This is a genomic window from Nostoc sp. DSM 114160, from assembly GCF_053470305.1.
The window spans coordinates 689,973-710,339 of record NZ_JBPFGO010000003.1; the positions used below are offsets into that span (position 1 = coordinate 689,973).

General features: G+C 43.5%; 19 protein-coding genes. 15 read left to right on the forward strand and 4 right to left on the reverse strand.

Translation table 11 applies throughout. The annotated features are described in order from the left end of the window. Positions 1–37: 37 nt before the first annotated feature. The gene (locus NSTCB13_RS28175) at positions 38–469 is read right to left on the reverse strand and encodes a DUF6006 family protein (protein ID WP_448266056.1); all 432 of its coding nucleotides are present in this window, start codon (positions 467–469) and stop codon (positions 38–40) included. 891 nt (positions 470–1,360) lie between these two features. Next, a complete protein-coding gene (locus NSTCB13_RS28180) occupies positions 1,361–2,338 on the reverse strand; it encodes a carbohydrate kinase family protein (protein ID WP_448274563.1) in 978 nt (325 codons plus the stop codon). Between the two features lie 362 nt (positions 2,339–2,700). Here NSTCB13_RS28180 and pedR point away from each other — a divergent pair, with 362 nt between their 5' ends. The 6 genes from pedR to NSTCB13_RS28210 all read left to right on the forward strand — a co-directional run bounded on the left by pedR (position 2,701) and on the right by NSTCB13_RS28210 (position 8,869). After that, positions 2,701–2,964 carry a photosynthetic electron transport-dependent transcriptional regulator PedR gene (pedR, locus tag NSTCB13_RS28185; RefSeq protein WP_292870113.1) on the forward strand — a complete coding sequence of 88 codons (264 nt, stop codon included), beginning with the start codon at positions 2,701–2,703 and terminating at the stop codon, positions 2,962–2,964. 553 nt (positions 2,965–3,517) lie between these two features. After that, positions 3,518–4,219 carry a DUF6391 domain-containing protein gene (locus NSTCB13_RS28190; RefSeq protein ID WP_445627067.1) on the forward strand — a complete coding sequence of 234 codons (702 nt, stop codon included), beginning with the start codon at positions 3,518–3,520 and terminating at the stop codon, positions 4,217–4,219. 168 nt (positions 4,220–4,387) lie between these two features. After that, the gene (locus NSTCB13_RS28195) at positions 4,388–5,383 is read left to right on the forward strand and encodes a glycosyltransferase (RefSeq protein ID WP_448274564.1); all 996 of its coding nucleotides are present in this window, start codon (positions 4,388–4,390) and stop codon (positions 5,381–5,383) included. A gap of 78 nt (positions 5,384–5,461) precedes the next feature. Further along, entirely contained in the window at positions 5,462–6,523 is a 1,062-nt protein-coding gene (gene rfbB, locus NSTCB13_RS28200; RefSeq protein ID WP_448274565.1) for a dTDP-glucose 4,6-dehydratase, read from the forward strand. A gap of 460 nt (positions 6,524–6,983) precedes the next feature. Next, positions 6,984–8,177, forward strand: coding sequence for a serine/threonine protein kinase (locus tag NSTCB13_RS28205; protein WP_448274566.1), 1,194 nt, complete (start codon positions 6,984–6,986; stop codon positions 8,175–8,177). Between the two features lie 65 nt (positions 8,178–8,242). Beyond that, positions 8,243–8,869 (forward strand): type I restriction endonuclease, encoded by a 627-nt coding sequence (locus tag NSTCB13_RS28210; protein WP_448274567.1) that lies wholly within the window; start codon positions 8,243–8,245, stop codon positions 8,867–8,869. A gap of 411 nt (positions 8,870–9,280) precedes the next feature. On the opposite strand, the gene msrA is transcribed toward NSTCB13_RS28210, so the two are convergent. Then, positions 9,281–9,949, reverse strand: a complete 669-nt coding sequence (msrA, locus tag NSTCB13_RS28215) for a peptide-methionine (S)-S-oxide reductase MsrA (protein ID WP_448274568.1) — start codon at positions 9,947–9,949, stop codon at positions 9,281–9,283. A 395-nt stretch (positions 9,950–10,344) separates the two neighbouring features. Next, positions 10,345–11,802 (reverse strand): hypothetical protein, encoded by a 1,458-nt coding sequence (locus NSTCB13_RS28220; RefSeq protein ID WP_448274569.1) that lies wholly within the window; start codon positions 11,800–11,802, stop codon positions 10,345–10,347. A gap of 130 nt (positions 11,803–11,932) precedes the next feature. Here NSTCB13_RS28220 and NSTCB13_RS28225 point away from each other — a divergent pair, with 130 nt between their 5' ends. From NSTCB13_RS28225 to NSTCB13_RS28265, 9 genes are all read left to right on the forward strand, one after another. Beyond that, entirely contained in the window at positions 11,933–12,370 is a 438-nt protein-coding gene (locus NSTCB13_RS28225; RefSeq protein WP_448274570.1) for a YidH family protein, read from the forward strand. A gap of 500 nt (positions 12,371–12,870) precedes the next feature. Next, a complete protein-coding gene (locus NSTCB13_RS28230; protein ID WP_445627060.1) occupies positions 12,871–13,749 on the forward strand; it encodes an STAS domain-containing protein in 879 nt (292 codons plus the stop codon). A gap of 13 nt (positions 13,750–13,762) precedes the next feature. Further along, entirely contained in the window at positions 13,763–14,176 is a 414-nt protein-coding gene (locus tag NSTCB13_RS28235; RefSeq protein ID WP_445627059.1) for an STAS domain-containing protein, read from the forward strand. After that, positions 14,115–14,561, forward strand: a complete 447-nt coding sequence (locus NSTCB13_RS28240) for an anti-sigma regulatory factor (RefSeq protein WP_445627058.1) — start codon at positions 14,115–14,117, stop codon at positions 14,559–14,561. The genes NSTCB13_RS28235 and NSTCB13_RS28240 overlap by 62 nt, the downstream gene beginning before the upstream one ends. 1 nt (position 14,562) lies before the next feature. Further along, positions 14,563–15,255, forward strand: a complete 693-nt coding sequence (locus NSTCB13_RS28245) for an anti-sigma regulatory factor (protein ID WP_448274571.1) — start codon at positions 14,563–14,565, stop codon at positions 15,253–15,255. After that, positions 15,146–15,571: a SpoIIE family protein phosphatase gene (locus tag NSTCB13_RS28250; protein WP_448274572.1), complete on the forward strand. Its 426-nt coding sequence runs from the start codon at positions 15,146–15,148 to the stop codon at positions 15,569–15,571. Before NSTCB13_RS28245 ends, NSTCB13_RS28250 begins: the two co-directional genes overlap by 110 nt. Before the next feature lie 123 nt (positions 15,572–15,694). Next, positions 15,695–17,854: an ATP-binding protein gene (locus tag NSTCB13_RS28255; protein WP_448274573.1), complete on the forward strand. Its 2,160-nt coding sequence runs from the start codon at positions 15,695–15,697 to the stop codon at positions 17,852–17,854. 10 nt (positions 17,855–17,864) lie between these two features. Then, positions 17,865–19,838 carry a hybrid sensor histidine kinase/response regulator gene (locus NSTCB13_RS28260; RefSeq protein ID WP_448274574.1) on the forward strand — a complete coding sequence of 658 codons (1,974 nt, stop codon included), beginning with the start codon at positions 17,865–17,867 and terminating at the stop codon, positions 19,836–19,838. A gap of 261 nt (positions 19,839–20,099) precedes the next feature. Next, on the forward strand, positions 20,100–20,357 hold the full coding sequence (locus NSTCB13_RS28265) for a hypothetical protein (RefSeq protein WP_448274575.1): 258 nt from the start codon (positions 20,100–20,102) through the stop codon (positions 20,355–20,357). Positions 20,358–20,367 lie beyond the last annotated feature (10 nt).

Genomic DNA, 20,367 nt, shown 5'->3' on the forward strand with positions numbered 1-20,367 from the left:
AGCGATCGCTTATTTACATATTTTGCATAGCAAATGTTTATCTGCGATTACGACATTGTAGCGGATAGCGCTTACCCCGCCATGTCGTCCAACCATCTGCTATTTTAGTACGACTGTTGTATTTGAGATACCAGTTATCTTGCTCTGTACCTAAATAACGAATACCTAAATCCTGTTTTTGTCTGCTGGAAAAACGTTTTCCTAGAGGAACCCACGCACTACCATTATCACTAAACCGTCCGACGAGACGGACACCAGAAGTAGTAGAGCAAACATTACCATTACAACTAGTTTGTGGGTCATCAACTACTTTCCACTGCATTTTTGCTGGTCTACCGTCAATATTACAATCCCAAAGACCAAAGAACCACTCACCAGCAATTTGACTGGCTTTAACATGACTAGATGCCAATACCAAACTTGCAGGAACAATCGCCAAGCCCAAAAGCCATTTTGTGATGTTTTTCATAATGCTTCACCAATTCCTTAAGCTAATCTATGCTTTCTATTCACTTACACTTTCTATTCACTTATAGATATCAGTATTACTATTTATGCAGATAATAAAAGTGTAAAGATTTCATATTTTTTGTGCATAGACTGCGACACCTTCCTATTTGTACAATTGAACGGATTAATCAATTACAAATGGGTGAACTGTTATACAGCAGATTTCAAATAAAGTGAGGTACACAACGATTCGTCTGTTACGCAGATAGAAAGCGTGTTTTACTCCTGAATTCTGCTGTATTTAGCTAATACCATTTTAGATTTTGGATTTTAAACTTCGGCTGCGCCCTTCTCTACGAGAGGCTGCACTTCGACTACGCTCAGTGACCACGCCAACGGCTACGCGGTAGTTGAATCTCGACTTCGCTCGATTACCGCACAGCGATGCACTGAGCGCAGTCGAAGTGTCGAAACTCAGGACAAGTTCAGTCGAACGATTTTGGATTTGGAATTGCCTTCGTGCGTCTGGCTTGGTGTGAATCCATCTGTTGCAATCATTTTTCAAATTGGTATAACGAATTTTAAAATCTATCTGACCTAAGTGTATTTCTCTGATGCACTAGATATTTTGCAAAAGTAACTTTTGTCTTGACGTTGGGGTGCATGTGAAAGGTTAAAGGGTAAGAGAAAATTCCATCCTTTCCCTTTTAACCCACTTCTGCAAGAAGTCTACTGAGGATAATTCAAAACTTCTAAAAGGAAAAATTGAGTGCATTAACCTAATACTAAAAATTCTTCAACTGCGTTTATTGCTTAATACGATCGCAGAATGGTATGAAGATTTTTTTACATTTTCTAGTCTGGAGTATCAGCTACTAAAGGCTGATATCCCAGTGGCTGATGCTAGTTCCTAGAGTTGATGTGTGGCGAGAAAAGCTTCGACTTCATCAGCAGTAGGTTGAGAAGCGATCGCACCTGGTTTAATAGTAGTCAGTGCCCCAACAGCGCTGGCATAAGTGACAATGCGTTTTGCTGTTTCTGCATCCCGCAAGCTGTGGATACCATACTTACTCAGTTGATGGATGAATCCTGCTAAAAAGCTATCTCCCGCACCAGTTGTATCAACTACAGGGATAGAAAACGAGGGTAATTTGCCTTCGTTCTCACCCAGACAATAAGTGCAGCCGTTTTCCCCATCTGTCACCAGTACCCCCTCAATCGAAGCTAGACGATAAGTAATGGCTCCGGGATCTGCGGTTTCAAATAGCCATTCAGCTTCTTCTTTGGAGAGTTTGAGGAAATCAACTCGCTTAAATAATTCTGGAATTTTTTGATGGGCGATGTTTGGCTCTTTCCAAAATACAGGACGCCAGTTGACATCCAGCACAATTTTTAAGTCGTAATGTTCTGCTAACTCTAAAGCGCGGTGAATTGCCGCTTCACTTTCAGGATAGGCTAATTCCAAAGTACCCAAAACCAGAAAATCTGCTTCTTGAAACAGCGAATCTGACAATTGTTTAGCTTGCAAGCGAGTATCGGCAAATTCTGCGGTATCGTACTGACCAAATCCGGCAAAGGTGCGATCGCCAGCCAGATCCCGTGTAACATAAACTTGCCGCGTTGGTGCTGTGGGATGACGTTGTACTCCCGTAGTCTCTACACCTACATCTTGTAATAGCTTGACCAGTGCATTTCCTGGTTCATCTTCGCCAACAGCTCCGATAAATCCCGCTGACATTCCCAGCTTGACTAAAGCACAGGCTACATTAGCTGGTGCCCCTCCTGGGTAAGGAGTCCAAGATTTCACTTCTTCCAGCTTTAGCCCTAATTGATCGGCTAAACAATCAAACAAAATTTCACCAAGGCACAAAACACGAGGATTGCTCATCTCATTTTCAATTTTAGATTTCGATTTGGGATTAGGAATTTACAGTATAAAATCTACAATAGTTTTTGCTAATCTGTCGCCAGTCCTTCATAGAATTAAATAGCAATTTTTACTACTTATATAGCGTGTATATGCTTCTAATTCTCGCTTTTTTATCTCAGTGCTTAGACAATATATTTGTCAAAATAAGCTATATTTATTACATGAGATTTAGCGTGGTTTAGATTTTTAGCAACTTGAAATCCAAAGAAAATATTGACAATCATATTACTGCTAACACTTGAAACCCCTACCAAGAAAAGAATCTTCTAGAATTAGAAAGAGCGATTAAGTACATATACCAAGGGAGGATAGAAATAGTCATGGCTGGTGGCAAGTCTGAGACCCCCGTTAGTCTGTCAGACAGAGAACTGCAAATTATCGACTTAGTAGCCGCTGGCTTAACTAACCAAGAGATTGCAGCAAAACTGGAGATTAGCAAGCGTACAGTTGATAACCATATCAGTAATATTCTCACCAAGACTGAGACAGATAATCGAGTAGCCCTTGTCCGCTGGGCTTTACAGTGGGGCAAAGTCTGTTTGAATGATGTCAATTGCTGTACTCTGCCTAACCAGATTGAATAAACTAATTTACTAGTAGAAGCTTAATTGCTTTAGTCTAGTAAATTACAAGCCAATTTTGAGTTTTACTGATTGTTCCCCTCCTTACGCCTAAGTTTTCAGTGTGAACACTCTACCAAAAGTTCCGAGTCCTTCACTCAGCCGGAGTTTATGTAAGTGGAGCCAGCTGACCCCTCGGACTCGGAAACTAAAAAGATCGGAATTCCTTCTCAAATTCAGCAGAACAGATATAGGACTGGGGATTAGGGAGAAGCATCTACAATAGACTTCTTGGCATTTGTCGGGATAAGGGGCAGGGGGAAGGTGGGGCCCCCTCTGGGGATAAGGGGCGGGGGAAAAGGTACTGCAAAAGTCCCTTTCCCCTTTAACCTTTACCCTTTTCCCTAAGAGTGCAAAAAGCACAAATGCCAAGAGGTCTAATGCCCCATGCCCCATGCCCCATGCCCCATACCCTAACAAAACAATCATCTACAAAAATTAGCAACAATTCAGTAGTGCAAGCGTTACATTTGAAAGAAATCTATGTTGCCCCATCGGCATTGGGAGTAGTGTTCCAATGAATACTTCCGCTTCTTTTCAGGGTAGCTCGTCTCCCTTTGAATTTTTTAACTTTGGTTTTACGATACCTGTATCTGAGAAAGTTCCGAGTCTTGAAGATCGATTTTCAGACTTTCCGCAACCTACACAAGATGCCGACTTACTCAGACAGTTATCGTTTATTCCAGGGTTGAAAGAAATTTTGATGCTGCGGCAGGTTCATGCTTTAGAACATGCTACGGTTTGGGTTCTTAGCGAATCAAAAAACGCCTATCCTGCTACAGGACAAGCCACTAACGTTCAACTAGATAATGAACTATTAGGCGGTTTATCTACCGATCGGGGATTTTACCTCTACGGTGAAGTAAATATTAGTGATTTGCGGCGTGCGATCGCACTTGCTCGACATCGCATCACCAGTGGAGAATGGGATTTGGCTGTACATCCCCGTTGTGGCACAAATTTGTCAGTAGCAATGCTCTTAACAGCTGGACTAGCTGTAGGTGTGCATCTGTTGCTACCATTTCGACCAATTGAGCAACTTATAGGTTTAGGATTAGCAGCGACGACAGCCGCGGAAATCGCACCTGATTTAGGTTCTATGGCACAGCGTTACCTAACAACTGCCATTCCTTTTAACCTAGCAATTGAAAATATTACTCGTACACGCGATGTTTGGGGGCGTGAGGCACATTTTGTTAAAGTAGGCTGGCAAGAATGAAAAGGGCAGAGGGGTAGAGGAGAAATCAATTCAAAATTCAAAATTCAAAATTCAAAATTCAAAACTTGTACTGAGCGTAGTCGAAGTATTCAAACATTTTAGAACTTCTGACCCCTGCCTCCTCTTTCCCAATTCCCAATGCCCAATACCCAATGCCCTAAAAAAATTATGAGAAAACTTTACTTCTTACTTCCCGGTACAGATAGCAAATTTGCCTGTGGTGGTCTTTGGGCTGAGTTAAAAGCACTTAATCTAGCTCAGAATTTCTGTAGTGCTGATGTTGTAACTTACCGTCAAAGGGAAAAAGATAAGCTTTTTATTGATGATTTGCTAAAAGAGAAAAATTTAAATGATGTAATTTTTGCGATCAGTTGGGGATTTGATATACCTCAACTCGTGGCGAAACTTAAGCAATACAATATCGTTTACCATGCACATAGTCCAGGTTATTCATTTAGGCTACCTGCAAGTATTCCAATCATAACTGTTAGCCGCTATACAATGGGATATTGGGGAGAAAAATCACCCAATTCTCTGATTTATTATTTGCCCAATCAAATCTCTGATGAGTTTCAAAATTTAGGGTTGGAACGGGATATTGATGTTTTAGTTCAAGCTCGGAAGTCTTCAGAATATTTAATTAAAGAATTGATTCCAGCGTTGCAAAAACGTTGTAAAGTATTGGTTGTTGACTCATACATAGAGGATCTACCTGGACTATTCAACCGAGCTAAGGTTTACCTCTATGATTCTGCTGAGTACTGGGCACAACAGCGCGTTAGTGAAGGATTTGGTCTACAACCAATGGAAGCTCTCGCTTGTGGCTGTCAAGTATTTTCTAGTGTCAACGGTGGACTAGCTGATTACTTAGATCCTGGATTTAATTGTTATAAAATCGCTGGATATTCCCAAGAGTATGATGTCCAACGGATTATGAAGGTGATTGAATCTTCAGTAGTTTTTAACTTATCTGAAGATTTTTTGGTTGAGCATCGGACTGAAAATATTATTAAGCGTTTCCAAATTATTGTGGATGAGTTAAATGATTTTTTCGATCACAAGATTCAGCAGCCATCTAATATTAAGAGTTTGACGAAAACACGGATGGCGAAATTACTTGCTCAGAAGATATACGGAAAGTTGAAGAAGAAATATTTTAAGTAATGGAAACGTAGACGTGTAGAGGCTTGTCGCAGGCTACCGCTGAGACACTGAAAACACAGAGAGAAGAGAGGAAATTGAATGAATCGGCGGTTATTAGTTACTGGGGGTGCGGGGTTTATTGGGGCAAATTTTGTCCATCATTGGTGTCAGGTTTATCCAGGCGATCGCGTGGTGGTGTTGGATGCGCTTACCTACGCGGGAAATCGTCTGAATTTGGCGCCCTTTGAGGGAAAAGAGAATTTTCGGTTTGTGCAGGGGGATATTTGCGATCGCACCACCATAGACAATCTATTATCAACGGAAAATATTGATACCATCGCCCATTTTGCCGCTGAATCTCATGTTGATCGTTCGATTCTTGGGCCAGCTGCTTTTGTACAAACTAATGTGGTGGGAACTTTCACTCTGCTGGAAGCTTTTCGACAACATTGGGAAGCGAAAGCACAACCATCTGATTATCGTTTCCTGCACGTTTCTACTGATGAAGTTTACGGTAGCCTGGGTGCAGATGACCCAGCTTTTTGTGAAACCACACCCTATGCTCCCAATAGTCCCTATTCAGCTTCCAAAGCTGGTAGCGATCATTTAGTCCGTGCTTATTTTCATACTTATCAACTTCCAACTATTATCACAAATTGCTCTAATAATTACGGCCCTTATCAGTTTCCCGAAAAGCTTATTCCCTTGATGTGTATCAACACTTTGATCGGGAAACCATTACCTGTTTATGGTGATGGTAAAAATGTCCGAGATTGGCTTTATGTAGGCGATCATTGCCGTGCTTTAGATGTGGTAATCAATCATGGTCAACCAGGAGAAACATACAATATTGGTGGCAATAATGAGGTGGAAAATATTAACCTCGTCCAACTTTTATGTCAAATGATGGATGAATTAGCACCTGATTTACCAGTATATCCAGCCAAGCAGTTGATTACTTTTGTCAAAGATAGACAGGGACACGACAGGAGATATGCAATTAACGCGAACAAAATTAAAACTCAGCTTGGTTGGACGCCTTCAGTAACAATTGCTGAGGGTTTACGTTTAACAGTTGAATGGTATCTCAATCATCGTGATTGGTGGGAACCTCTGCTGTCTGAAGAATATCAAGCTTACTATCGCAAAAATTATCTGTAGAATCACCTAAAACGGGGCTAATTTTAACGAGTAACTGTCTCAAATTTTTATGGGGAACTAATTTGTCATAATGTAAGCGACCAATAATTATGCCTGGATGTCTATTTTGATTTTGAGCAAATTCTTCAATCTGACTTTTCCCGTTATCTCCTTGATTGAGCGATCGCTTACTATACCCCTAGCCCAAAGCCCTATTCTCTCATGATTTATTGTCACTAATATTAAGTTATTGAGAATAAAGTCTAGTCTGAAACTCTTGCTACTTCGTTGTTTCATGACTTTTCTACTATGATGTTTATAGTATATGCGAACAATAATTCGCACTAATGTTCTAGAGAACCTCAAAGTTGGAATCTTCAACTGCTTTCAATAAATTATCTGGCTCTCCCAGTTTTTGTAGATAATGACTATCCTTGAATATAAGGGAATCAGATCAACGTAAATTGCCAGCAGGTGTCAGATGCTGCAACCAGAACAAATATTACAAGATCGTTATCAAATCCAGCGCCAACTCGGCAACAATGGAATTCGTCAAACTTGGCAAGCATTGGATTTACAAGCCTCTGATGGCGAAAATTCGACCGTTGTGGTCAAACTTTTGGCCTTTGGCGGTACTGTACAGTGGGATGACCTAAAACTTTTTGAGAGGGAAGCACAAATCCTTAAAACAATAAATCATCCCCGCATCCCTCGATATATAGATTATTTTTGTATCGACGATCGCACACTTTGGTTTGGCTTAATCCAAGAATATATCCCTGGTGAGTCGCTTAAGGATAAACTTGCTGTTGGCAAAAGGTTTAGTGAAAAGCGAGCCAGAAAAATTGCTGTTGAGGTTTTAAATATTCTTATCTATCTACATGAATTGAATCCTGGAGTGTTGCATAGAGATATTAAACCAAGCAATTTAATCTGGGGCGAAGATAATCAGATTTATTTAGTTGATTTTGGCGCAGTTCAAGATAAAGCGGCAAGAGAAGGCGCTACTTTTACCGTTGTCGGTACTTATGGTTATGCCCCAATGGAACAATTTGGTGGTCGGGCGGTTGCGGCTTCAGACTTATATGCACTGGGAGCGACTTTGATTCATTTGCTCACTGGGACTTCTCCCTCTGATTTACCCCAGCAGGATTTGCGACTACAATTTACAGACCGAGTTAACCTCAGTCCCAGTTTTGTCAGTTGGCTACAAAAGTTGATAGAACCCGCTCCCGAACAAAGATTTACTAGTGCTAGCGTTGCGCTGAATGCCCTCAAATCGGGACTGACTGTCAAATCTCCAAATAAGAATCAGCTTTTGCCGCTAAAAGAAATAATCAACAATTCTGGGTGTGGGATCAATAATCAGAATGAAACAGTTCCAGAGGAAATTCTTGGTTGGAATTGGGGTGCTTTTCTGATGCCTTGGTTGTGGATGTGGCCGAATCAAGTGTGGTATGGTTTATTCTGTTTTGTACCTAATGCCTGGTGGATAATGGCGATCGCACTTGGTGCAAAAGGCAATGAATGGGCTTGGAAAAGTAGGCAGTGGCGCAGTATTGAACAATTCAAAGCCCATCAAAGAGGGTGGGCGATCGCTGGTATTCTACTTGGAGCGCCCATTAGTATTATGTTATGGGTGCGAGCGATCGCTTTGCTGAAATCTGTATTTTAAGGCAGTCTTTTGCGTAAATATCAAGCGAAGATTTCTTAGGCAGATTATGTATAAGGGTTCAGCAAATGGTTCAAATTATTCAAGGAAAAGATATCACCCTAGCCCAACTAATTGATGAATTTGGCTTACAACTTGCAGACAACGAAGATTTTTTTTCAGAATGGCGGCATGATTTACCTGAGTTGAGTGACTTAGAAAAGCAATCTCTCAACGAAGTCAAGGCAGAATATTTGCATCTATCGAAATATCCTATTTTAGAACCTGTAGTCAAAATGGTGGTGCTATCTCCACTATTGCGTCTAGCAGGTTTTTATCAACCGCCTTTCTACATTGCCTCAGAACAAGAGGTAAAAATCTCTTCAGAAGACGAAGGCACAATTATCAGAGGACGTATTGACATATTGGTGTTCCATCCTCCATTTTGGGTTTTGGTTATTGAGGCAAAACGAGTAGATTATTCTTTGGAAGTAGGAATTCCTCAAGCATTAGCTTATATGTTGGCTAATGCTGGTAATGATAAACCTATTTATGGTTTTGTAATCAATGGTCGGGAATTTCAATTTATTAAGATGACTAAACAGGATACACCGAGATATGCATTATCTTACACACTGTCACTAAATCGTGGGGATGACCTACATACTGTTGTCAAAGTGTTAAAGCACCTAGCTCATTTAATTCGTAATTCGTAATTTTGTAGTGGCGTGTCAAGGCTAAAATGTTGCAAAAAAATTGTAGGTTGGGGAGCCACTGCGTTTATTGGTGTCAACTTAAGCAAAAACTCCTTTAAAACCTCGTTTCCAGGCGGAGGCTGGAAATGCAACTCAAAAGCGGCTCTGCCGCGAGTTTGAGAGGCGGAGCCTCAAAGACAAGCATTCCCAGTCGGAGACTGGGAACGAGGTAAGTGGCGTTGGAGGCTTTACGTAACCCAACATCCTGATATATATGTTGGGTTGCGCTTTGCTCCATCCAACTACAAATATTCTTAACGACACAAAACCTGTCCCTCTCCGAGTCGGAGAGGGACAGACTTGAACTTTAGTTCAAGGCAGGGAGAGGTTCGTCGAACTCACCTTAAGTTGACTACCCCACCAATTCCATTTCTAACCGCTAACTTGCGATTCAACTACACCCACGGGACAAGATACGTTTGTCCCGCCTAAACCACAATACCCGTTGGGATTTTTAGCCAGGTATTGCTGATGGTAAGCTTCGGCGTAGTAGAATTCAGGCGCATCCAAGATTTCTGTAGTAATCTTGCCATAACCTGCGCTGTTGAGGGCTTGCTGATAAGCTTCCCGCGATGCTTCTGCTAGCTGCTTTTGATTTTCGGAATATACATAAATTCCCGAACGGTATTGAGTGCCAACATCATTACCTTGGCGCATCCCTTGGGTGGGATTGTGGCTTTCCCAAAAGACTTTCAGCAGTTCGGCATAACTAATCACTTTGGGATCGAACACAACCAACACCACTTCATTGTGACCGGTTCGCCCACTACATACCTCTTCATAAGTGGGGTTGGGTGTTAACCCAGCAGCATAACCGACTGCGGTGGTGTAAACTCCTTTAAGTTGCCAGAATTTGCGTTCTGCACCCCAAAAACAGCCCAAGCCAAAAATTGCCTTCTCTAATCCATCGGGAAAAGGAGGTTGTAAGGGATTCTTATTGACATAATGAGCGGCGGGTACTGACATAGATTGTGCCCTTCCTGACAAAGCTTCTTCAGGTGTGGGCATAACTGACTTTTTGCCAAATCCGAATAGTGCCATTGATTTTGACTCTGATATATATCTTTACCTTATTTACTATTGTAGGACTTACGCAGAAGAGATCCCCCAACCCCCTTAAAAAGGGGGCTTTTAAGATTCCCCCCTTTTTAAGGGGGGCTAGGGGGGACTTTCAAGGGCAGGCTTTTAGGCTTTCGATAAATAGTTGAGAATGTTCTCAATTATTGAACGTAGTTTTAAGTTCTCAGACAATGGTTTTGGTTTTAAAATCCCAAAAATTTGTCTAATCAAAAAAACCTGCCCCAGAAAGGCTAGGGGGGATCAAGCTTTCAAGTTTTCAGTGCGTAAGTCCTGTATTGTAAAGATTCTGGCATCGCTTGGGATTTTCTCAGAGCCAGCCTTGGACTGTGTTGATCTTTACAAAAACAGTGCTGAAATCAAGCTCTTGCCTTCAGCGCCTGTTTTGCAAACCTACTAACCCTGCCTTGCGAATCATTGCTTAACCGCTCCAAAATTGAAATCGGTGTATTGATATTTGTGGCTACATTTGCCCGAATACTGTAGTCGGCATGAATTGCTAATTGTTCTAGCAAATAGACGGGGGTATTGGGATGAGCAGCGATAGCGCCTAGACCATCAATCGTATTTGCATGTTGCGTTTGGTTTATTTTTAGATAAAGCTTCTCCAGCCCATCTGAGGGTGTATTGGGGTTTTTAGCGAGATTTCTGAAAAAATCAGTGCTTACAAATTTAGCTTGATAGTCTATAAGTGCAAGCAACATAGTGGGTGGTGTTTTCAAAGACAATGCGATCGCATCCACTACAATATATTCATTCATCTGCAACAGATTTTCTAACACTTTTGGCGTGATGTCAGAACGTTTTAGCAATTCAAGCGCACTTTCTTTATACTGTCGAATTTTGGCTCCATTAATTGGCGAGACTCGCTGACGTTGCTTAACCAAGAACTCTGCAAAAAACTCTAGAACGGTAGAGGTTGCATTGGGATGGCTTGCGGCTTTGAAGGGTACATCTTCATCTGTATCCTGCGCGAGTTTTTCTAAAACCTTTGCAGGGGTTAAGGAATGAGCTGCAACCAATAGCCGGACAGAGGCTCGTCGATCGCTAGCTAACCGCTCTAGCAAGTCGATGGATGTTCCAGGTTTTCCCTCGATAAAATTGATGATGGCGATCGCAGTTTCTGATACATTTGGATGGCTCTTGACCAGATCGCGAATTTCTTGGGTATTTTCTCCCAGTAGTTTTTCCAATATTGCGCTTGGTGCTTGAGGATTTCGAGCAATTGCTTGATGCATCGAAGAATCTCTCCAATCTGCAAACTTATTTAGCAGAGATAAGGGTGTTTTGGGGTTCTCAGCGATCGCTATTTTGATATTCCAGCTTCCATCCTCGGCTAGTTGAAGCAATAACGATTCAGAAGTATTCAAATTTTGAGCGATCGCGGTAAAGAGTCCATCAAAATCAGATTCATCAGCATTTTCGTGATCGCAGAAAAGAGGCGGGCCTTCTACTACAAGTCGTTCCAGGATGTGAAGAGGTGTCTTTGGATTTCCAGCCACAGCACAAAGAATTTCCTTATCCTCGATTTTGGATAACTGAGCGATCGCACTTTCACTAGTTGTTGTGCTACGCGCTAAAGAGAGTCTAACGAAATGACTCTCAGGATTTTCCAGCAGCAAAAGATTGAAAATCGGGTTCGCCGTAATTGCGTCTGGAAACTCCTTACCTAATTTCAGCAACACTTCAGTAGGCGTATTCGGATTTTTAGCTACAGCCTCACGAACTTCTGGCTGAGGATGCAAAGATAGCTCCTCAAGCACCACAACCGAAGTTTCAACAGCCGAAGCTAATGCAAAATCGTTGTCATCAAGCATAGTAAAGATTTTTATAGATATAGAATGAGTTTTCCCAAAATCTAAGGACACTTTTAGATTAGACTTTTACGAAACTTCATCAATATTACGAATACTTTTAAAGAGGAACTTGGCGTCAGACAGCTACATTATGGATAAAATACCGAAAATTGACCGTCAAAGGGAACATCAAGCCAACGAACGGACATTTCTGGCTTGGTTACGCACTTCTATTGCATTGATTGGCTTTGGTTTTGCGATCGCGCGATTTGGTATATTTCTGCGCCAGTTGAATATTACTATTACTCAACAAGAACCTCCGGTAAGTCCATTATCTAGCTCGGAAAATTTGGGTATTGCTTTGGTAATTTTTGGAATTTCGACTATTGCCTTAGCTGCGTGGCGATACAACCAAGTTTTCTGGCAAATTGAAACAGGGAACTATAGACCAAATAGGTTAATGGTTTGGATAATGGCTGGAGTTGTAATTCTTTTGGGATTTTTCTGTATTCCTTTGCTCCTATGGCGGGATAAAGTACCTTCTCGTTCTCCGCTTCCCATTCAACCACAGTCTCGAAATTTGCATTAAATACAGCAGGAGTCAACCAATTTTAGATTTTATACCAATTTTTTATGAAGCTGCATATAATTCGATCCCCCCTAGCCCCCCTTAATAAGGGGGGAACCGGAAAAACATCTATCAAAGTCCCCCTTTTTAAGGGGGGAACCGGAAAAACATCTATCAAAGTCCCCCTTTTTAAGGGGGATTTAGGGGGATCAAGATATATGGAACTTCACATTAAATTGGTATTAGATTTTAGATTTTGGATTAAATGAAAATCTGGAATCTAAAATTGCCACGGTCAGAATTTAGGAGTCAAAATACACTTTTTTTTAAACGATCGCATTTTTTTGTAACTTTTTTGCCGATCCTCGATCAATATTAGCGTAGGCGTAGCCCAACCCAGGCATCGCTCTATGTCTGCTCAATTTATTGCACTTCATATCTAGCAAGCTTTTAGGCTTTTAGGCTTTTTGTAATCATCGCTTTCACCTTGGGCTGAATCGTCATACACTGATTTTGAACTAATGAAAGCGGTTGCCCTCAAAGAAACGATGAGCGAAAGTAAGATATCAGAGATATTAGAAACCTTCGAGGCAGACTTGCTGTCGGAGTGGACTCAGGAACTAGCCACTGTGAATATTCGCAGAGGCTTGATTAAAGAAGCACAGCTAAAGGAAGAGTGCCGAGAATTCCTGAGTTTGTTTCGGATTGCCGTTGGGCGGGGCAACTTTACCAATATTCAGGCAGCGCAGTGGCAGGAAATGCGGGAGATGCTCAACAGCATTTCTCGATCGCGATCGCAAAATGGTTTCACACCCTCAGAAACGGCTACATTCGTCTTTTCGTTCAAGCAACCCCTCTTCAAGCGAATGCGTCAGCAATTGAAAGACCCCATTGAGTTGGGTGAACAAATATGGCTAGCTACAAACTTACTGGATCGGCTAGGATTGCTGACAATTGAAATGTATCAAAAGACACGGGAAGAGGTGATTTTGCGGCAGCAGGAAGAGTTAATGGAACTGTCTACGCCAGTGGTGAAACTTTGGGAGGGAATTTTGGCATTGCCGATTATCGGCACTCTAGATAGTGCCCGGACTCAAATGATGATGGAATCGTTATTGCAGAAGATTGTCGAAACAGAGTCAGAAGTTGCCATCATTGATATTACCGGGGTTCCCACCGTCGATACCCTGACTGCTCAACATCTGCTCAAGACAGTTACCGCCGCCCGTCTCATGGGAGCCGATTGTATGATTAGTGGCATTCGCCCTCAAATTGCCCAAACAATCGTTTATCTCGGCATTGATTTGACAAATGTAGTCACAAAAGCAACCTTAGCCGATGCCTTCCTCACGGCGCTAAAACGGTTGGGAACGACCATTACCCGCTCTCAATCCAAATAACTGGAAGAAAGCAATGGAAAGCATTCCTATACTTAAAATGGGCAATTTTCTACTTGTGACAATCCAGGTAGATATGCACGATCGCCTCGCCATCATGCTACAGGAAGACTTGACTAACCGCATCACTCAAACCCACGCTCGCGGTGTCCTGATCGATATTTCCGGATTAGAGATTGTTGATTCCTTCATTGGTAGGGTTTTAGCCAACATTGCCAGAATGTCACGGGTGCTGGATGCTGAGACAGTTGTCGTCGGGATGCAGCCTGCTGTGGCAATTACCTTAGTGGAATTGGGGTTGTCGCTGACGGGGATTCGCACTGCTTTAAACATCGAAAAGGGGATGGCATTGTTGCGATCGTCACTCAATGGAACCACAAATCAAATCACTGCCACTAAATGGCGTGCAGATGATGATGCAGAAGACTGAAACCATCGAGATTCAATCTTCTACAGATGTAGTTTTAGTTCGGCAGTCTGTGCGCCAGATGGCCGTGGAAATAGGCTTTGGCTTAGTAGACCAAACTAAAATTGTTACCGCCGCCAGTGAGTTAGCCCGCAATACCCTAGACTACGGAGGGGGCGGCACAGTCAAACTAGAAACGCTTCAGGAAGGGCGACGACGAGGACTCCGACTGACCTTTGAAGATCGGGGGCCGGGAATTTCCGATATCGAACTGGCGCTCAAGGATGGATTCACCACAGGCAACGGGTTAGGTATGGGGCTGGGTGGTGCGAAACGACTTGCCAACGAGTTTGAGATTCAGTCTGCGGTGGGAGAAGGAACACGGATAATCATTGTACGATGGAAATAAAATGAGAGAATCTGTCACCGTCACAATTACTGAATCTAGCCAGACTGGAGAAGCCAGACGGGTAGCGATGGCTTTAGCAACTCGGCTCGGTTTTCAGGAAATAGAACGGGGCAAGGTTGGGATTGTGGCGACAGAAATTGCGAACAATTTGGTGCAGCACGCCCACGGCGGAGTTGTACTGCTGCGATCGCTCAAGGAAAATTCCAAAATTGGCATTGAAATCTTAGCGCTAGATAAAGGGCGGGGAATGGTCGATGTGGATGAGTGTTTGCAAGATGGCTTTTCCACAGCCGGAACCTTGGGTAATGGTATGGGTGCAATTCGTCGCCTTTCTGGTTTCTTGGAAATTTACTCCATTCCCAACCAAGGAACAGCGCTCTTGGCTCACCTCTGGCTAAACCCAGCACCCCATCAACCTGAAAAGTTTTTAGAAATTGGAGCGATCTGTTTGCCCAAAAGAGGAGAAGATGTTTCAGGAGATACCTGGGCATCAGAAGTCGATAGTTGCCGTAACCTGTTGCTAGTAGCTGATGGTTTAGGGCATGGACCCTGCGGCGGCTTCTGCTGCTTCCGCAGCCGTAAGAATGTTTCAAGAACACATTCATCGTTCTCCGGGGGCGATCGTCGAAGCTGCCCACGCCGCCTTGCGAAGTACGCGAGGCGCAGCACTCGCCATTGCCGAAATCGACTTTGAGCAACAGTCTGTCCGCTTTGCTGGCATTGGCAACATCGCTGCCAGCATTTTCTCCTTTACTGAGCACCGCCATCTGCTATCTCACAATGGCACGGTGGGACATGAAATCCGCAAAATTCAAGAGTTTAGCTATCCCTGGTATGCCAACGGAATTTTAATTATGCATTCTGACGGATTAAGCTCTAAGTGGCAGATCGATCGCTATCCAGGCTTGATGCAAAAACATCCCAGCCTGATTGCAGGCGTGCTATACCGAGACTTTAACCGAGACCGGGATGATGTGACAGTGTTAGTCGCGAAAGGAATGGGGAGATGACTAAATAATTCGTAATTCGTAATTCGTAATTCGTAATGGGCTACGCCCCGCTACGCTAACGTAATTCGTAATTAAAGGTACAAACCTTGAAGAATGTGCAATTTTGAATTGGAGCGAAGCAACTTGACAATCCTTTTGGCGATCGCTATCCAGTACGAACAGGATGTTGTACAAGCTCGGCAACGAACTCGTGAGATCGCCGAGCAGTTGGGCTTTGATGCTCAAGATCGGGCGCGATTGGCAACGGCAGTTTCCGAAATTGCCCGCAATGCGTTTCAATATGCCCAAAGCGGAACAGTTGAATTTTCTGTGGCGGGAGAGCCGCAGACGTTTCTGATTCAGATTCAAGATCGGGGTGAGGGCATTCCTGATTTAGCAGAGGTTTTGGCCGGACGCTACACCTCTGATACGGGAGCGGGGCTAGGCATCGTGGGTACTCGGAGATTGATGGATTTCTTCGAGATTGAATCGCTGCCAAAGCAGGGAACAACGGTAACAATCGGCAAAAGGTTGTCGAAGCGCACACCTACTTTCACCGATTCGCAATTGCAGCAGATTCGAGAAACCGTAATTGGGCGATCGCCCGAAAATCCCTATCAAGAAATCCAGCAGCAAAATCAGGAATTACTCCGGGCGATGGCAGAACTACGCAAGCGTGAGGAAGAACTAAGCCAACTGAATCAGGAATTGGAAGATACCAATCGCGGTGTAGTTGCTCTCTATGCAGAACTCGATGAAAAAGCTAGCTCCCTGCAACAGGTAAATGAGCTAAAAACCCGCTTTCTCTCGAACATGAGCCACGAGTTTCGCACGCCGCTCAACTCGATTTTGTCCCTCTCTCGAATGCTGCTAGCCCGGATGGATGGCGATTTAACTGTGGAGCAAGAAAAGCAGGTGACATTCATCCAAAAGGCGGCAAGCGGATTATCAGAACTGGTCAACGACTTGCTGGATTTGGCAAAGGTGGAAGCTGGAAAAATTGAAGTGCATCCCAGTTCCTTTGAAGTTAGTGAATTGTTTGCCACGCTGCGGGGGATGCTGCGCCCCTTATTAGTTCAAGGCTCCTCTGTAGCGCTGATTGTCGAGGAACCTGAAGGTATTGCGCCCCTCTTTACCGATGAGGGGAAAGTCGCTCAAATTCTGAGAAACTTTGTCTCGAATGCGCTCAAATTTACCGAGCAGGGAGAGGTGCGCCTCACCGCTGTGCAAACGGGTCACACCGTCAGCTTTTCCGTATCTGATACGGGCATCGGTATTGCTCCCGCCGATCGAGAGCGGATTTTTGAGGATTTTATGCAAATTGAGTCCTCTCTGCAAAAGCAGGTGAAGGGAACTGGTTTAGGATTGCCGTTATCGCGTAAGTTAGCGGAGTTAATCGGCGGCAGCATTTCGGTGAAAAGTCAGCCGGGGAAAGGCTCTACCTTTACAGCATTAATTCCCATCGTCTACCCAGATGCCACCGAATTGACCACCGGACTGCAACCAATTGTATCAGTTGAGACAACTCGTTTGCCGATTCTGGTGGTTGAAGATCATCCAGAAACCCTATTTATTTACGAAAAGCACCTTCAAGACTCAATCTATCAATTGATTGCTACCCGCACCTTAGCTCAGGCAAGGCTAGCCTTACAACAATTTCGACCGTCGGCGATTATGCTAGATATTCTGCTGGAGGGGCAAAATGGCTGGACGTTCTTGCGGGAAATCAAAGGAGATGAAACAACTCGCACGATCCCTGTACTCGTGATTACCATCATTGATAACGAAAAGCAAGCACTGGCGCTAGGAGCAGACGGTTTTCTAATTAAGCCGGTAGACAGATTGCCCCTGTTAAACAAACTTAATAGGCTAATTACTGAGAACAAGCCTCAAACAATCTTGTTGATTGATGATGACCCCGCTTATCGGTATCTTGTAAAACAGTTGTTAATAAATACACCGTTGAGTATTTTAGAAGCCGCGAATGGACAGGAAGGATTATATTTGGCACAACAGGAACAGCCAAACGCGATCGTCTTGGACTTGGAGATGCCAGAGATGAGTGGATTTGAGGTACTCAAGCAGCTTAAGAACAACTCCGTCACTCAGTCGATTCCGGCGATCGTCTACTCATCTGCCCAACTGGATGCAGAAGCACATAGCCGATTAGCGCAACAAAGCATAGCCATTGTTTCCAAAGAAACAGGCTCTCAAACGACGGCGATGTCTGACGACAAGCCGCTACGCATCTACGCTCAACTTCAAGATGCGCTCGTCAAAGCCGGACTTGTTCTAGAGGTTTAAGGGAAAAGTCATGTCTGAGCCACGGGTTACGATCCTGCATGTTGATGATAACGAAGCCAATCGTTACGTTGTTACCCGTATTTTGCAAAATGCAGGCTTTAGTGTCCTGGAAGCGGCAACTGGAACGACAGGGTTAGAAGCTATTGCTAACTTTCAGCCTGACTTAGTAATTTTAGATGTCCAACTACCAGATATCACCGGTTTTGAAGTTTGTCGCCAAATTAAGGCAAACCCTGAAACGACTTTTATTCCCGTACTACACCTTTCTGCAAGTTTTATCCAAAGCCAGGATAAAGCAGAAGGCTTGGATAGCGGTGCTGATGCTTATCTAGTACAACCTGTTGAACCGATTGAACTGCTTGCCACCGTGCGATCGCTGCTGCGAATTCGTCGGGCGGAGGAAGCTGCTTTGTCCTCAGCGCGGGAGTGGCAAACTACCTTTGACTCCATGAAAGACGGCGTATCTCTGGTAGATCGAGAAGGGATAATTCTGCGTTGTAATCGAGCGATGATGCAGCTTTTTGGCAAGCCCTACCACGAAATTTTAGGTTATGCTCACCATGAGTTGATGAGCGCAGAATTGGGAATCGGCGATGGCACTTGTTTTCGGCGTGCGAAAGAAACTCACCAACGGCAAGTTCTCGAATTTCAGTCGAAAGGACAGTGGTTTGCCAAAACCATCGACCCAGTATTTAATGGGGATGGGACTCTCACTGGTGCCGTTTTCATCCTCTCCGATATCACCGAACGTAAACGAGCAGAAGCCTTGCTGCAAGATCAAAACGATCGCCTCAATCAACTGATGATTTCCTTGCAGCAACAGACCGAACAAGCGCAACAAGCCAACCGCATCAAAGATGAGTTTTTGGCAGTGCTATCTCATGAATTGCGATCGCCCTTGAATCCAATTCTGGGTTGGGCAAGAATTCTGCAAAAGAGTCACCAAGATGCAGCCAAAACTCAGTACGCCCTAGAAACCATCGAGCGCAATGCGAAACTGCAAGCACAATTAATCGAAGATTTGCTCGATGTGTCGCGTATTCTCCAAGGTAAGTTGGCTTTAGACACAGTTCCAGTCGGTCTTACTTTTACTATCAAAGCTGCCCTTGAAACCGTGCGCCTTGCTGCTGAAGCTAAATCTATTCAGATTCAAACAATATTTGAACCGAACGTTGGACAAGTGTTGGGTGATTCTGGTCGCTTGCAACAAATTGTTTGGAATCTACTTTCTAACGCGATTAAATTTACCTCAGAGGGTGGTCGAGTAGAGGTGCGGTTAGAAACAATCAAGGATGAAGTAGATACTCATCTTGCAAAATACACTCAAATTACTGTCAGCGACACTGGTAGGGGGATCTCTAGTGACTTTCTGCCCTACGTCTTTGACTACTTCCGCCAAGCCGATGGGACAACGACGCGAAAATTTGGCGGGTTGGGGTTAGGGCTAGCGATCGTGCGTCATTTGGTTGAATTGCACGGCGGAACCGTTCAAGCAGCCAGTCCTGGAGAAGGGCAAGGAGCAGTATTTCAAGTTAAACTTCCACTGATCGCTGCTTCAAAATTAAATCAAGTTAATACTGCCGATCGCGATCGCTCAGACTTCAATCTCAATGGATTGCAAACGCTGCTTGTAGATGATGACAAAGATTCGCGGGAGTTCATTGCCTTCGTGCTAGAACAGTACGGGGCACAAGTGACTGAGGCGGACTCAGGATATGATGCTCTAAACAATTTGATGCAAGCAAAATTTGATTTATTAATTAGTGATATTGGTATGCCCGATATGGATGGCTACACCTTAATTCGTCAAATTAGAAAGCAGCCGCCCGAACAAGGTGGAGAAATTCCAGCGATCGCTTTGACTGCTTATGCCGGAGAAATCGATCGACAACAAGCAATAGCCGCCGGATTTCAACACCATATTTCTAAACCAATTGAGCTAGAAGTATTAATACAGGCTATTTTGACGATAGTAACGGTTTAGCAACCTGAATTTTGCCTTATCTATTGAAGCTAATCTCTGAAATCATCTTTAGCATTGTTTCTGCGATCGCGGCGTTTAATAAACCTATTTTAAGTAAACGCTCATTCGTAATAGGTTAACTTACTTCTGCTATAATCCAACATCTAAAAGAGAATAAGCTAAAACACATTTAATTTGCATATTAAAATTTTCTCAATGTCTTGTGGGGTAGGCATCTTGCCATTGGTGTTAAGTTAAGGCAGAAGCCCAAATGTCAAAGGTATGTTCGTCAAATTCGGGCAGTCGTTCATCGAATTCGGGCAGCCGTTTATTGAATTCGGGCAGTCGTTTATTGAATTCGGGCAGCCGTTTATTGAATTCGGGCAGTCGTTTATTGAATTCGGGCAGTCGTTTATTGAATTCGGGCAGTCGTTTATTGAATTCGGGCAGTCGTTTATTGAATTCGGGGTGTCGTTCATCGAATTCGGGCAGTCGTTCATCGAATTCGGGCAGCTGTTTATTATTTTTGTTCAATTTTAATTTGAGGAGG